Annotated in this window: 12 protein-coding genes; 1 reads left to right on the top strand and 11 read right to left on the bottom strand. The window is 65.9% G+C overall.

Going from position 1 to position 14,165, the window contains the following annotated elements; all coding sequences use genetic code 11:
• Positions 1-218 precede the first annotated feature (218 nt).
• The 5 genes from A3840_RS11210 to ilvA all read right to left on the bottom strand — a co-directional run bounded on the left by A3840_RS11210 (position 219) and on the right by ilvA (position 6,207).
• A complete protein-coding gene (locus A3840_RS11210; RefSeq protein ID WP_067456347.1) occupies positions 219-539 on the bottom strand; it encodes an ArsR/SmtB family transcription factor in 321 nt (106 codons plus the stop codon).
• Between the two features lie 70 nt (positions 540-609).
• Positions 610-2,487, bottom strand: coding sequence for an ABC transporter ATP-binding protein (locus A3840_RS11205; RefSeq protein WP_067456344.1), 1,878 nt, complete (start codon positions 2,485-2,487; stop codon positions 610-612).
• Positions 2,488-2,531: 44 nt separating this feature from the next.
• A complete protein-coding gene (locus A3840_RS11200; protein WP_067456406.1) occupies positions 2,532-3,221 on the bottom strand; it encodes a pyrimidine 5'-nucleotidase in 690 nt (229 codons plus the stop codon).
• A gap of 79 nt (positions 3,222-3,300) precedes the next feature.
• Entirely contained in the window at positions 3,301-4,524 is a 1,224-nt protein-coding gene (locus tag A3840_RS11195) for a hypothetical protein (protein WP_067456341.1), read from the bottom strand.
• 165 nt (positions 4,525-4,689) lie between these two features.
• Positions 4,690-6,207 (bottom strand): threonine ammonia-lyase, biosynthetic, encoded by a 1,518-nt coding sequence (ilvA, locus tag A3840_RS11190; protein WP_067456338.1) that lies wholly within the window; start codon positions 6,205-6,207, stop codon positions 4,690-4,692.
• Positions 6,208-6,348: 141 nt separating this feature from the next.
• Here ilvA and A3840_RS11185 point away from each other — a divergent pair, with 141 nt between their 5' ends.
• Positions 6,349-7,869 carry an MFS transporter gene (locus A3840_RS11185; RefSeq protein WP_245676597.1) on the top strand — a complete coding sequence of 507 codons (1,521 nt, stop codon included), beginning with the start codon at positions 6,349-6,351 and terminating at the stop codon, positions 7,867-7,869.
• Between the two features lie 135 nt (positions 7,870-8,004).
• Here A3840_RS11185 and A3840_RS11180 read toward each other — a convergent pair whose 3' ends face one another.
• The 6 genes from A3840_RS11180 to A3840_RS11155 all read right to left on the bottom strand — a co-directional run bounded on the left by A3840_RS11180 (position 8,005) and on the right by A3840_RS11155 (position 14,165).
• Positions 8,005-8,781 (bottom strand): sulfite exporter TauE/SafE family protein, encoded by a 777-nt coding sequence (locus A3840_RS11180; protein ID WP_067456335.1) that lies wholly within the window; start codon positions 8,779-8,781, stop codon positions 8,005-8,007.
• A gap of 68 nt (positions 8,782-8,849) precedes the next feature.
• Positions 8,850-9,752, bottom strand: coding sequence for an acetylglutamate kinase (gene argB, locus A3840_RS11175; RefSeq protein WP_067456332.1), 903 nt, complete (start codon positions 9,750-9,752; stop codon positions 8,850-8,852).
• A 112-nt stretch (positions 9,753-9,864) separates the two neighbouring features.
• Positions 9,865-11,139, bottom strand: coding sequence for a tRNA lysidine(34) synthetase TilS (tilS, locus tag A3840_RS11170; protein ID WP_067456329.1), 1,275 nt, complete (start codon positions 11,137-11,139; stop codon positions 9,865-9,867).
• Positions 11,124-12,122 carry a tol-pal system protein YbgF gene (ybgF, locus tag A3840_RS11165; RefSeq protein ID WP_067456326.1) on the bottom strand — a complete coding sequence of 333 codons (999 nt, stop codon included), beginning with the start codon at positions 12,120-12,122 and terminating at the stop codon, positions 11,124-11,126. Before ybgF ends, tilS begins: the two co-directional genes overlap by 16 nt.
• Positions 12,123-12,291: 169 nt before the next feature.
• The gene (pal, locus tag A3840_RS11160) at positions 12,292-12,741 is read right to left on the bottom strand and encodes a peptidoglycan-associated lipoprotein Pal (RefSeq protein WP_067456401.1); all 450 of its coding nucleotides are present in this window, start codon (positions 12,739-12,741) and stop codon (positions 12,292-12,294) included.
• Positions 12,742-13,139: 398 nt separating this feature from the next.
• On the bottom strand, positions 13,140-14,165 hold the full coding sequence (locus tag A3840_RS11155; protein ID WP_067456323.1) for a peptidoglycan -binding protein: 1,026 nt from the start codon (positions 14,163-14,165) through the stop codon (positions 13,140-13,142).

Here is a 14,165-nt window from a genome sequence, read left to right as displayed (position 1 = left end):
CGCCATCATCAAACAATCCACAGTTGCTTGACCCGAGGGTGTTCACAGGGTTGAGCCGGCGCCATGGTGCGTGTGGTGGTTCGGCCCGGGGGCAGCGCGGTGTGTGGGGAGGCTTCGGCAAGGAAGAGCCCTCGGGTTAAGCCCGAGGGTGACGATTTGTGGTTGGGGCTGGATCGTTCGGCAAACGCGATGCGGCACCCTCCCCCTTGCGGTGGGGGCTAGGTGTCGTCGTCTTCGTGGGGTTCGTGATCTTCCATGGCGTGGGCGATCATGTCGGTGAGCATGTTGGCGATATGGGCGTCGGCGGCTTCGTAGAAGACCTGCTTGTTGCGTCTGGTGCCGCGGACGAGGCGGGCGGCGCGGAGCAGGCGGAGGTGGTGGCTGACCAGGGACTGGCTGGCGCCGGTGGCCCTGGCGATGTCGCCGACGGCGATGGGGCCTTCGAGGCAGGTCAGGACCACTTTGAGGCGGGTGGGGTCGCCGAGCAGCCGGTAGGTCTCGGCGATGACGGCGAGGTGATTGTCTTCGGGCAGGGGCAAGGCTGGTGTCCCGTTGGGCTTGCTGTGCCTATTACGTAAGGCGGTTCGGCCGAATTGGCCAGTTTGGTCCTCAGCGGTAACCGGCGGCCTGGAGTTCGAACAATTCGGCATAGCGGCCGCCCAGGGCGACGAGTTCTTCGTGGCTGCCCGCTTCGAGAATGGCGCCGTTGTCGAGCACCAGGATGCGGTCGGCCATGCGCACGGTGGAGAAGCGGTGGGAGATGATCACCGCGCTCTTGCCCTGGGCCAGGCCCTTGAAGCGGGCGAAGACCTCGGCCTCGGCCTTGGCGTCGAGGGCGGCGGTGGGCTCGTCGAGAATGATGAGCTCGGCGTCGCGCATATAGGCGCGGGCAATGGCTACTTTCTGCCATTCGCCGCCCGACAGGTCGCGGCCCTGCTTGAACAGGCGGCCCAATTGCTGGTCGTAGCCCTGGGGCAGTTTGGCGATGACGCTGTCGGCCAGGCTCTGTTCGGCGGCCTGGTCGATGCGGGCCTGGTCGGCGCGCGCCTCGATGCGGCCAACCCCGATATTGTCGCGGGCGGTGAAGGAATAGCGGATGAAATCCTGGAAGATGACGCCGACATGGGCGTGGATATCCCTGGGATCCATGTCCTTGAGGTCGATGCCGTCAATGGTGATGCGGCCTTCGCTGGGATCGTAGAGGCGGGTCAGCAGCTTGGCGATCGTGGTCTTGCCGGCGCCGTTTTCGCCCACCAGGGCCAGGGTTTCGCCGGCGGGCAGGGTGAAGGAGAGGTTGCGCACCACCCAATTGTCGGTCTCGGGATAGCGGAAGCCGACATTGTCGAAGGCGATCCCCTGGCGGATCGGCACCGGAAAGGGCCTGGGCTCGGCCGGCGGCAGCACGGTGGGCTCGATCTCGAAGAAGGAAAAGAGATCGTCCAGATACATGGATTGTCCGGCGATCTGGGTGAAGCCGAGCAGGATGCGCTGGAACAGGCCGTTGAGGCGCAGGAAGGAGCCGGACAGGAAGGCCAGGTCGCCCAGGGTGAAGGCGCCGGTTATGGTGCGCCAGACGATGAAGGCATAGGCGGCGTAATAGGCGAGACTCGCAATGCCGGCAAAGAGCGCGCCCCAGGAGGCGCGCAGGATGGCGACGCGGCGGTTTTCGAGGAAAATCTGCCGGGCCAGCGTGCGGAACCGGTCGATGAGGTAATCGCCCAGGCCGAAGAGCTTGACCTCCTTGGCGGTTTCGGCGCTGGCCCCGATATGGCGGAGATATTCGATCTCGCGCCGCTCGGGCGTGCGCCAGCGGCTGAGCATATAGGCCAGGGTATTGAAGCGGGTCTCGCCCCAGATGGAGGGGATGAAGCTCAGCGGCAGGAGGAGGATGAGCCAGGGCGCGTAGAGGAAGAGGCCCGCGGCCAGGGTGATGACGGTGAGGATATCCTGGGCCTGGCCGAACATCTGGCTGAGCAGGGCATTGCGGCCGGCGGCCTGGCGGCGGGCGCGCTCCAGCCGGTCCTGATATTCGGCGCTTTCGAAATGCTGCAGGTCGAGCCGGGCGGCATGGGCCATGAGCTCGATGCTGACCTGGTTGGAATGCAGCTCGGACAGTACCGAATCGACCAGGCCCGTGGCGCGGGCAATGATGTCATTGGCGAGCACCAGCGCGAGTTCGAGCAGCAGGAAGCCGATGACCGGATTGAGCAGGCCGGCATTGAACCAGTCCGGCAGGGCGGGGCCGGGCGGCTCGATGGCGGTGAGGCGCACCACTTCGTCGACGATGAGCTTGGCCGTATAGAGCACGGCCACCGGCTGCAGGGCGGCGATGAGGCGCAGCCCGAGGGAGGCCAGGGTCAGCCAGCGGCTGGTGCGCCAGATCTGGGCGATCAGCCGGCCGAGATGCACCAGGTTTTCGAGGCGCTGCCGGAGGCTGGGATTTTCATCGGGGAGGGGCGGCGGACGACGCCCGGGAAGGTCGGTCATGGCGACCAATGTAGTGCTCCGGCGGCCCGCCGGGAATAGGTCCGTTACGGCAAATTGCGCAGGAAGCCGGCGAGGTCGCCGGTGACGTGATGGACATGGGGGCCGGTGGCGCGGCCCAGTTCCCATGCATCGACCTGGTCATGGGCAAAGCCCTCGCCGGGCACGACCTGTACCGTGGCCATGCCCATGTCATGGGGCACGACGAGGTTCTTTTCGAGATCGTCGAACATGATGGCGCGCCTGGGATCGATGCCGTAGCGGGCGAAGAAGCCGTCATAGGCGGCGCGATGCGGCTTGGGCACGAAGGTCATGGCGCGGATGTCGTGCACCTCCTCGAAGAGATCGCCGCCGCCCAGCCGCGACAGGACCGAGCGGGCATGGCCGACATCGCCATTGGTGAGGATGAACTTGCGGCCGGGCAGGGCGCGAATGGCCTCGACCAGGGCCGGATGCGGATCGACCGGGCTATAGTCGATGGCGTGGACATTGCGCAGGAAATGATCGGGATCGATCTGGTGCCGCTGCATCAGCCCGTTCAGCGTGGTGCCGAAATCGCGGTAATAGTCCTTTTGCAGGGCGCGGGCGGTGTCGAAATCCAGCCGGGTGATATCCATGACATATCGGGTGATGCGGATATCGATCTGCGCGAAGAGATTGCATTCGCGCGGATAGAGCGTGTTGTCGAGGTCGAAGACCCAATCGGTGACGTGGCTGAGGCGGGATGGCGCTGACATGGGCCGATGATGGCAGAAAAAGATGAAGCTTTCATCAGCCGCGATGCGGGGGCCGGCGGCCGGCCCCCGCAAGAAGGCGTTACTGGTTGGCGGCGACCGTCAGGCCGAGGGCGGAGATCAGGCCGGCCGGATTGGCGGCCGCGGCAGCCAGGACCAGGAAGCTGGTGGGGCTGGGCGGCGCCACCTTGACCTCGAAGCTCTGCGGATCGTCCAGGAAGGCATTGGCGGCGGGAACCACCAGTTCGGTCAGGGCCGGAATGCCGGCCTGGCCCACCATGGCGGGAACCATGGGCTTGATGGTTTCGACGAACTGGGCGCGCTCGACGCCGGACTGGGCGGCGAACATGTCGAGCAGGCGGCCGGCAATGCCGGCATCGTCATAGCGCACCGAGGCGCCCACAATGGACAGGGCCTGGGCCATTTCCATGCCCATCATCATCTGCTGGGCCTGGCCTTCCTCGCTTTCCGGATCGAGGTCGCTGGACTGCATGGCGTAAATCTTGTCCAGCACGTCCATGGTGAAGCCGGTGAGGTCGAAGGTGAGGTTGAGCGCGCCGATATCGGCGAAGTCGAACAGGGCCTCGTCGACCACCAGGTGCCCGTCGGCCATGGTCCAGTCCATGGACTGGCTGATATTGCCGTTGATCGTGCCCAGGCCCAGGGCCTCGATGATGGCGGCGCTTTCGGCGTCGTCTTCGCTGAAGGTGGCCAGATCGGCCCAGATATTGGTGATCGAGAAGTCGGACTGCACCGATTCCAGGGAATCGTCGTCGGCGAAGGTGAAGTCCGAGGTCATGTCCATGGCGTCGAGCTTGATCACCTCGACCCCGTCGCGGGTGACCACGAGCGGGCCGGTGGCGACGCGGCCGATGGTCTGGACCAGGGCGGCGGCGCTGGTATCGCCTTCGGGCGGCAGCCAGAGATCCTGCGCCACGATGCCGGTGAGGCTCAGATGGCCGACCGGATCGGTGGCGAATTCGGTGTCGATATCGGGAATGGTCAATTCCTCCATCGTATAGCTGCCATCCTCGTATTCGACGACTCCGCTGAAGGTGAGGACGGTGTCGATCTCGGAGGGCTCCTCGTCGAGACCCACGACGGCCATGGTCGCGCCGTCGATGGTCACGGTGTCGCCATCGACACTGGCCGGGCCGAAGGTGAAGTCGTAGCCCATGGCCTTGTAGACCGTCTCGATGCGATCAACGAAGGCCTCCGCGTCCAGCGCCATGGCCGGCTGCATCATCGCCAGCGTCGCCAGCCCGGTGGCCAGCATGAGGCCCGTCGTCTTCATCGTCTTGATCATCGTTCTGAGTGTCCCTCGGATCATGAAAGCGCCCGGGTGCACCCCCGGCGAGATTATCAGCAGATTGCGTCTTGGCCGGTCAATTGCAAGGACATAGGGGCCAAAATGCGTCGCTTGTGGTAGACGCGGTATATTTCAACCTAATGTCGCAACACAGCGCGGGTTTCACGGCAATTCGAGAAATTGCCGGTAGGCGGGATTTTCGGTCTCGTCCCAATAGGGGAAGCCGATGGCCTCGATATGGGCGAAGAAATCGGCGCGCGTCTCGGGCGGCACCTGGATGCCCACCAGCACGCGGCCGTAATCGGCGCCGTGATTGCGATAGTGGAACAGGGAAATGTTCCAGGCATCGTTGAGCCCTTCGAGGAATTTCAGCAGCGCGCCGGGCCGCTCGGGAAACTGGAAGCGGAACACCATTTCATGGGCGATGCCGGCCACGCGCCCGCCCACCATGTGGCGCACATGCAGCTTTGCCACCTCGTTGTCGGTCATGTCGGTGACAGCCAGGCCATTGGCTTCGAGCATGGCGATGAGGTCGCGCTTTTCGCCATCGCCGCCAGAGAGCTTCACCCCCACGAAGATATTGGCATTGGCGCCGGGGGCGTAGCGATAGTTGAACTCGGTGATGGCGCGCTGGCCAATCATGCGGATGAAGGCGCGATAGGAGCCGGGCCGCTCGGGAATGGTTACGGCCAGCAGGGCCTCGGCGCGTTCGCCGATCTCGGCCCGCTCGGCGACATAGCGCAACCGGTCGAAATTGACATTGGCGCCCGAATTGATGGCGATCAGCGCGCCCTGGGGCGCATTGCCGTTTTCGATATCGCGCCGCAGGCCGGCCAGCGCCAGGGCGCCGGCCGGCTCGGTGATGGCGCGGTGGTCGTCGAAAATATCCTTGATGGCGGCGCAAATCTCGTCGGCGCTGACGGTGACGATATCGTCGAGCAGGTCGCGGCAGAGGCGGAAGGTTTCCTCACCCACCTGGCGCACGGCCACACCATCGGCGAAGAGGCCGACCTGGTCGAGGGGCACGGGCTTGCCCGCCGCGATGGCCGCCTTCATGCTGGCCGCTTCCTCCGGCTCGACGCCGATGACGCGGATGTCGGGGCGCAGGAACTTGACGAAGCTGGCAATGCCGGCGGCAAGGCCGCCGCCGCCCACCGGCACGTAGATGGCGCCGATCGGCTCGGGATGCTGGCGCATCAGTTCGAGCCCCACAGTGCCCTGGCCGGCAATGACGTCGGGATCGTCGAAGGGATGCACGAAGACATAGCCATGCCGCTCGGCCAGCGCGGTGGCATGGGCACGGGCGGCGTCGAAGCCGTCGCCGAACAGCACCACTTCGCCGCCCAGGCGCTTAACGGCATTAACCTTGATCAGCGGTGTCGTGGTGGGCATGACCACGACCGAGCGGATGCCCAGCCTTGTGGCGGATAGGGCCACGCCCTGCGCATGATTGCCGGCCGAGGCGCAGATGACGCCGCGGGCGCGTTCTTCGGCGGTGAGATGGACGATGCGGTTATGGGCGCCCCGGATCTTGAAGGAAAAGACCGGCTGCAAATCCTCGCGCTTGACCAGAATGTTCCGCGCCAGCCGCTCGGACAGCAGTTCCATCTTTTCCAGCGGGGTCTGTTCGGCCACCTCATAGACGGAGGAAGTCAGGATCTTGCGGACGTAATCGGTCATGGCTGGCTCTTTGTCAGCGCGGGAATGGTCCGGTGATGGACGCCTGCTGACGCCAAATGTCAACCGGGGCGCGCAATGGTGCAGCCATTCCGCATGGCGGGTGGCTTTTTGCCCCGCCAATGCTTTATGACCTGCCGGAGCATGCCGCTTCCCGACGTGACCGATCCCGAAGGAAAGTTCATGTCCAGCTTTGCGGCCGAAACGGCCACGCCACCCGATCCGCGCCGGTGGCTGTCGCTGGCGATCCTGCTGATCGCCAATTTCATGAACCTGATCGACGTCACCATCGTCAATGTGGCGCTACCCTCGATGCGCGACAATCTGGGGGCCACCGACAGCCAGATCGAATGGGTGGTGGCGGCCTATGTGCTGGCCTTCGCGCTGGGCCTGCTACCCTTCGGGCGGCTGGGCGACATTGTGGGCCGCACGCGCATGTTTCTTTGGGGCGTCGCCGCATTCACCGCCGCTTCGGCGCTGTGCGGGCTGGCGCATAATATCGAGATGCTGATCGGCGCCCGCGTGCTGCAGGGCATTGGCGGAGCCATGATGACGCCGCAGGTGCTGGCCATCGCCACCGTGACCTTTCCGCCGCAGGAACGGGGCCAGGCCTTTTCGCTGTTCGGGCTTTCGGCCGGGCTCGCCTCGGTCTGCGGGCCGATCCTGGGCGGCGTGCTGATCGATGCGCAATTGTTCGGGCTCGACTGGCAGCCGATCTTCCTGGTCAACATTCCCATCGGCATCGCCGCCATCATTGCCGGCTGGATGCTGATCCCGCGCCTGCCGGGCCACAAGACGCTCAGCAACGATTATGTGGGGATCGTCCTGTTCGGGCTGGGCATCGTGGCCCTGGTCTTCCCGATCATCGAGGGGCGGGCCTTCGGCTGGCCGGCCTGGAGCTTCGTGATGATGGCGGGGGGCCTGGTGCTGCTGGCGGCCTTCTATTTCTGGCAGGGCCGGCGCGCCGCGGCGGGGCGGCCGCAATTGCTCAATTACGACCTGCTGCGCAATCGCGACTACATGTTCGGCGCCTTCGTGGTCACCGTATTCGCCTCGGGCATTCCGGGCATGTTCCTGGTCATCTCGCTGCTGCTGCAGGCGGGATTCGGGTTCACGCCGCTGCAATCGGGGCTGACCAATACGCCTTTCTCCATCGGCGTGCTGATCGCCTCGTTCATCGCCGGGCGGTTCGGCGCGCATTATCTGCGCAGCCGCCTCGCCAGCGCCGGGGCGTTGCTGGCCGGCGGCATTCTCTGGCTGCATTTCATCATTGCCGGGACGGGCGGGAGTATCGACGCCTGGAGCCTGCTGCCGCCGCTCCTGGTGGCCGGCGTGGGGCTGGGCACCGGCTTTTCCTCGCTGTTCCAACTGGTGCTGCGCAATGTGCCGCCGCGCGATGCCGGCGCCGGCTCGGGTGCCTTGCAGGCCTTCCAGCAGGTCGGCGGCGCGCTGGGCGTGGCGCTGGTGGGGCAAATCTTCTTCTCGCAGCTGGCGGGCAATTTTTCCGCCGGCCTGGGCCCCAACCGGGCCTTTGCCGACGCGGCGGCGCTGTCGCTCTGGTATCAGGTGATCTCGTTCGGCCTGGTGCTGCTGCTGGCCTTCCGCTTCAAGGCCTCGGGAAAGCAGCCGGGCGGCCAGGGGGCGCCGGTGGTGGCCGAGGCGTGAGGCATTCTGCCGGCTTCGTCATTGCCGGGCTTGTTCCGGCAATCCAGTCTTTGCTTCCATATCGCATGGACCACCGGGACAAGCCCGGTGGTGACGGGCATGGCAAGCCTTTGCCTGAGCGCGGCGTAAAACGCCTCAGCTCAGCAATTGCCAGGTCTGGAAGATGGCCAGGGCCATGACCAGGCTGCCGACCAGCATCATCAGCTTCTGCGGCGGGATCATGCGGACCACGAAGCCTGCCAGGGGCGCGGCGAGCACGCCGCCGGCGACCAGGCCCGCCACCGACCAGATATAGCGGTCGATGCCCTCGGCCTCTTCCCAATGGCCGGTAAGCAGGGCGGTGACGAAGGCCACCGATACGGCGGTGGTGACGAAGAATTCCACCGTGTTGACCGTACCCACCACATAGCGCGGGGCGCCGCCCGAGCCGATGAGGCTGGAGGTGACGATGGGCCCCCAGCCGCCGCCGCCGGCGGCATCGACGAAGCCGCCGGCCACGCCCAGCGGCAGGACCAGGCCGGTGCGCGGCTCCTTATAGGCGGCGCGGATGCGGAAGGCGCGATAGAGGATGTAGACGCCGAGCAGGCCGAGATAGATGGTGACGAAGGGGCGCAGGACCGCCCCGTCTATAGCGGTCAGCACATAGGTGCCGAGCACGCCGCCCAGGATGCCGGCCGGGGCCAGCCGCCAGAACAGGCGCCAATTGACGTTGCGATGGCTGACATGGCTGGTGGCCGAGGCGGCGGTGGTGAACATTTCGGCGGCATGGACGCTGGCCGAGGCGGCGGCGGGCGGCACGCCGACGGCCAGGAGCATGGTCGAGCTGACCACGCCATAGGCCATGCCGAGCGCGCCATCGACGATCTGCGCGAAAAAGCCCACGGCTGCGAAGATGAAGAACTCTGTTCCCAAGCGGTGCGCGCTCCTGGCCGGGTCGTGATGTCAGCGGAGACAAAGCGCCAGAGGGCGCCTCGTTCCACTCAGCGAACGATCAGCGTGCCGGCGCCGTGCTCGGTGAAGAGCTCGACCAGGACGACATGGGGGGTCTTGCCATTGAGGATGACCACGCCTTCCACGCCATTGTCCAGCGCCTCGAGGCAGGTCTCGACCTTGGGGATCATGCCGCCGGAAATGGTGCCGTCGGCGATCAGCGCCTTGGCTTCGCGCACGGTCAGCTCCGGCATCAGCTTGCCGTCCTTGTCGAGCACGCCGGGCACGTCGGTGAGGAACAAGAGGCGCTTGGCGCCGAGCGAGCCGGCAATGGCGCCGGCAAAGGTATCGGCGTTGATATTATAGGTATTGCCGTCGCGGCCGGGCGCCACCGGGGCGATGACCGGGATCATCTCGGAGCGCGCCAGCAGGTCGAGCAGGGTGCGGTCGACCTCCACCGGTTCGCCCACATAGCCCAGATCGAGCACGCGCTCGATATTGGAGCCGGGATCCTTATAGGTCTTCTCCGCCTTCTTGGCGAAGACCATGTTGCCGTCCTTGCCGCAGAGGCCTATGGCCCATTCGCCCTCGGCATTGATCAGGGCGACGATTTCCTTGTTGATGGAGCCGGCCAGCACCATCTCGACGATTTCCATGGTGCGCTTGTCGGTGACGCGCAGCCCGCCCTCGAACTTGGATTCGATGCCCAGATTCTTGAGCATGGAGGCGATCTGGGGACCGCCGCCATGGACGACGATGGGATTGACTTTGGATTGCTTGAGCAGGGCGATATCGCGGGCAAAGGCCTGGCCCAGCGCCGGGTCGCCCATGGCATGGCCGCCATATTTCACCACGACCGTCTTGCCCTCGTAGCGCTGCATATAGGGCAGGGCCTGGGCGAGAATGCCCGCGTCGTGGCTGAACCGGTCGGTGGACGGCTTATCGTTGGACATGGGTTCGGCGCTCCCTGGCACGGCAATCGGGGAAAGGGTCTAGTCGATTTTCAGCATGGATGAAATCGCCTTTGCCGACATTTTCAAGACGGGGCCGCGTTTTGTCCCCCATCTAGTCGATCAGCAATTCCACCTGGACCCGGGTGTCGAAGGACCAGCCGCCCAGCGCCAGCACGCCGCCCTCGGCATCGCGGACCAGGGGCGCGGTGCGGATGGCTTCGGCGGGGGTGGTGACCTTGAAGCCGAGCACGTTTTCCAGCCGGTGGCGCGGCATGAAATCGGTGGCGCCGACGATGAGGTCGCCGGCATCGGACATATTGGCGATGCGGAAGCGCTCGTCCCAGATCAGCGCGCTGCCCGGCGGCAGGGGCGCTTCGGGCGGCAAGGCGCGGCCGGGCTCGCGCGAAACGGTGAGGGTCTCGTCCTTGAGGCGGATGACGGCGCCCAATAGCGTGGCGGCGCGGGGCAGGCCGTTTTCGGCGATCTGGTCGTAGAGCCGTTCGACCTGGCCCAGGGCGCGCGGCTTCTGGCGGCCGCCCACGATATTGAGGACGCGGCCCAGCACCCGCCGGCCGATGGCCGGGCTCAAGGCCCGGAGCGCCGCGACAGGCAGGCCGGCGGCGCCGAAACCGTCCAGCGTCACCAATTCCTCGAAGGCGGCCTCGGCCATCTGCGCCAGGGCCAGGTCGGCCTCGGCCATGCGCGTGGCGAAGCGGGCGAGGGCGGCGCTGTCCAGCCCCTCTGCGGCGAGCACGGGCAGCAGCTTGCGCCAGCGCACCCGCTCATAGGCCGGATCGTGGTTGGACGGGTCCTGGGCGGCGACGAGCCCGGCCTGCTCGACCAGGGCGGCAAGGCTGGCCGGCTCGACATCGAGCAGGGGCCGGAAGATGGCGATCCCCTCCACCGTGGAGAACGGCGTCATGGCCTTCAATCCCTCGATGCCGCTGCCATGGGCCAGCCGCATCAGCACGGTTTCGGCCTGGTCGGCGCGGTGATGGGCGGCGAGCAGCATCGTGGCGCCATCGGCCTGCATGGCCGCCCCGATCAGCCGGTAACGGGCCTGGCGCGCCGCTTCGGCCAGGCCGGTCTCGGGCTTGGCGCCCGTCCAGGCGAGGCCGCGCGCGGCCAGGCCCAGGCCCCTGGCCGCCTCGAGCACCATGGCGACTTCCGCCGCCGCTTCCGGGCGCAGGCCATGATCGAGGCTATAGACGTAAAGCGCGGGGGGATGGTCGAGGGTGGCGGCCCATCTCTGGGCCAGCAGCATCAAAGCCAGGCTGTCGGGCCCGCCCGATACGGCAAGCCCGATGGCCTTCTGGCCGGCAGCGGGCGCGAAGAGCCGCGCCAGGACCGCCGGATCGTGCAGGTCCGGGGTCAGGCCGGTGGACATTCGGCCCTGGTCTTCTCCTCGGCCAGCCGCGCCTTGAAGGCCGGGATGGTGTCGGTATAGCGCCGGTCGATCTCGGCAAAGGTGCGGCAGGCGGTTTCGCGCTCGCCCACCTCGGCCAGCGCCGTGCCGAGCTTGAGCAGCAGGTCCGGCGCGCGGCTGTGATCGGGATATTTCTGATAGGCTCCCACCAGCACATCGGCCGCCTCGGCATAGGCGGAACGGGCCATCAGCGCCTCGCCCAGCCAATTGGCCGCCTCGGGCGCCTGGGCATTGTCCGGGTAGAGCTCGAGGAACTGGCCGAATTGCTGTTCGGCGAATTCGTAATCGCCGCCTAGAAGGGCCTCGTAGCCGGCGCGGAACTGGGCGTCGGCATCCGGATTGCCGCTGGCATCGGCGCGGGGATCGTAGCTCAGGTTGAGCGGCTGGCCGGTCACCAGGTCAATGCCGCCGGACTGGCCGGTGCCGACCAGGGGATCGGAGGATTCGCCGACCGAGCCATCATCGAAGGACGGATCGAATTCCTGTTCGCCGGGCAGGGGCTGCACGCCCTGCTCGGGGATGATGGTGGGCGGGGCACTATCCTCGCCGGAAGGGGCCGGGTCCTGCGGCAACGCCTCAGGCTGCGTCGCGCCGCCTGGTTGGGTTGCCGCCTCAGTTTTTCCCCCAGCACCGCCTTCCAGCTGCTGGAAGCGGAATTCGCTGTCCTCGGACAGGCGGTTGAGGATTTCCTGCAATTGGGTGAGCTGGAAGGTCAGGCCCTCGACCTGGCCGTTCATGACGCGCAATTGCTCTTCGAGCTGCTGGATGCGCACCATGAGCTGGGCATTGTCGGCCTGGGCGACCAGGATGCGGCCGCCATTGTTGTTGAAGGTCAGCCCGCTGAGCTCGCCCGGGGGCAGGCTTTGCGCCTGTGCGGCGCCGAGGCCAAGGCCAAGCGCGCAGAACGCCGCCCGGCTCCATTTTGAAAATCGTCCTAACGTCAACACATCGTCTCCAATGTTGCCTGCCGGCCAAGATGGGTGCTTTCCCTGCGCCGATAAAGAGCAATTTTGGTCAAAAGAAAGCGCCCGGGCCTTTTTAGGGGCTCCGGGCGCTCTTGCCTCCAGTTTGCACTGGATGAAATGGGCCTTCCGGGGAGAAGGCCGATTCTGTCTACTGGACCACAGTAACCGCGCGGCGGTTCTGGCTCCAGCAGGAAATGTCGTTACAGATGGCCACCGGGCGCTCCTTGCCGAAGGACTGGCTGGTGATGCGCTGGGCATTGACGCCGCGGCTGACCAGGTAATTGACCACGACCGAGGCGCGGCGGGCGCCGAGGGCGATATTGTATTCACGGGTGCCGCGCTCGTCGGCATGGCCTTCGATCATGATGCGGTAATTGCCGTATTGATTGAGCCATTGGGCCTGCTTGTCCAGGGTGGCCATGGCTTCGGTGGTGAGCGAGCTGGAATCGGTGGTGAAGAAGACGCGGTCACCGACGGTGACGATGAATTCCTGCTGGCTGCCGGGGGCGCCGGCCCCGGTATTGCCCACGCCGGTCAGGCCGACATTGTCATTGGCGGAACGGGAACAGGCGGCGATGACAACGACAAACAGCATCATCGCGGCGGCGCGCAGGGCAGAATTGATGGGTGCGGGGATAACCACGTGAGGCTCCTGAAAGCTAAAATCTTAGGCGCAGCATTTACCGCGCTTAATCTTAAAAGCCGGTGTGCCAACGTGGTTAATCTTTGGCTATTGGGGCGCCGATGTGGCAGAAATCCGGGCTTTTTTGTGACGTTGCCATTGGGCCACAGCAGTTGTGATCGGCCGCGTTAAGGTTAAGGGGGCGTGGGATGTGCCCCACGCCTTCTTCCTCTGTCGTCATTGCCGGGCTTGTCCCGGCAATCCATCTCGCGGGGCCGCGTGGACCACCGGGACAAGCCCGGTGGTGACGATCATCGAGGGTTGTCCGTTGCTGGCATCCGCCGTCGCCCCGGGTTTCGCAAGGCTCAACCTGATCACCCCTCCGTCAATTTGAACTCTATGCGGCGGTTTCTTCGATAGGCGTCGTCGTTGTCGGCGGGGTCGAGGGGAGCGAATTCGCCGAAGCCGGCGGCGACGAGGCGGGCGGGGGGCACGCCGCGCGTGACCAGGTATTGGGCAACGGAAATGGCGCGGGCGGCGGAAAGCTCCCAGTTGGAGGGGAAGCGCGCATTGGAAATGGGCCGCTTGTCGGTATGGCCGTCGATGCGCAGGACCCAATTGATATCGGGCGGAATTTCCTCCTCGAGCTGGAGAATGGCATCGGCCAGGGCATCGAGTTCGGGCAGGCCGGCGGCGGCGATATCGGCCTGGCCGGGCGCGAACAGCACTTCGGACTGGAAGACGAAACGGTCGCCCACCACCCGCACATCGGCGCGCCCCTCGAGAATCTGGCGCAACCGGCCGAAGAAGTCGGAGCGGTAGCGGCTGAGATCCTGCACGCGCTGGGCCAGCGCCAGGTTGAGCCGGCGGCCGAGATCGGCGATCTGGGTGCGGCTCTCGCTGTCGCGCGCCTCGGAGGCTTCGAGCGCGGCTTCCAGCGCGCTGATCTGGGTGCGCAGGGCGGCCAATTGCTGGTTGAGCAGGGCCACCTGGGCATTGGCCTCGTCCGAGAGGCGTTCGGCCGCCATCAGGTCCGATTGCAGGCCGGAAATGGTGGCGTCGCGGTCGCCCAGGCCGGTTCCGATGCCGGCCAATTGATCCTGCAGGTTCTGGTTCTCGGCTTCCGCACCGGCCAGGGTGGCGGTGAGATTGGCCAATTGGGCGGTGAGGTCGTCGGAGCCGGCGCGCTCGAGCTGCAGCAATTCGGTCAGTTCGGCGATCTGGCTGTTGAGACGGGCGAGCGCGGTATCACGGCCCTGGATTTCCTGGCCCAGGAAAAACTGGGTCAGCATGAACAGCGACAGCATGAAGATGATGACGAGCAGCAGGCTCGACAGCGCATCGACGAAGCCGGGCCAGTAATTGGCCTCCTGGCGGCGGCGGGAACGGGCTCCCGGCAT

Origin of the sequence: Devosia elaeis (genome assembly GCF_001650025.1) — a bacterium.
Lineage (GTDB): Bacteria > Pseudomonadota > Alphaproteobacteria > Rhizobiales > Devosiaceae > Devosia > Devosia elaeis.
This window is presented reverse-complemented; position numbering and strand designations above follow the sequence as displayed.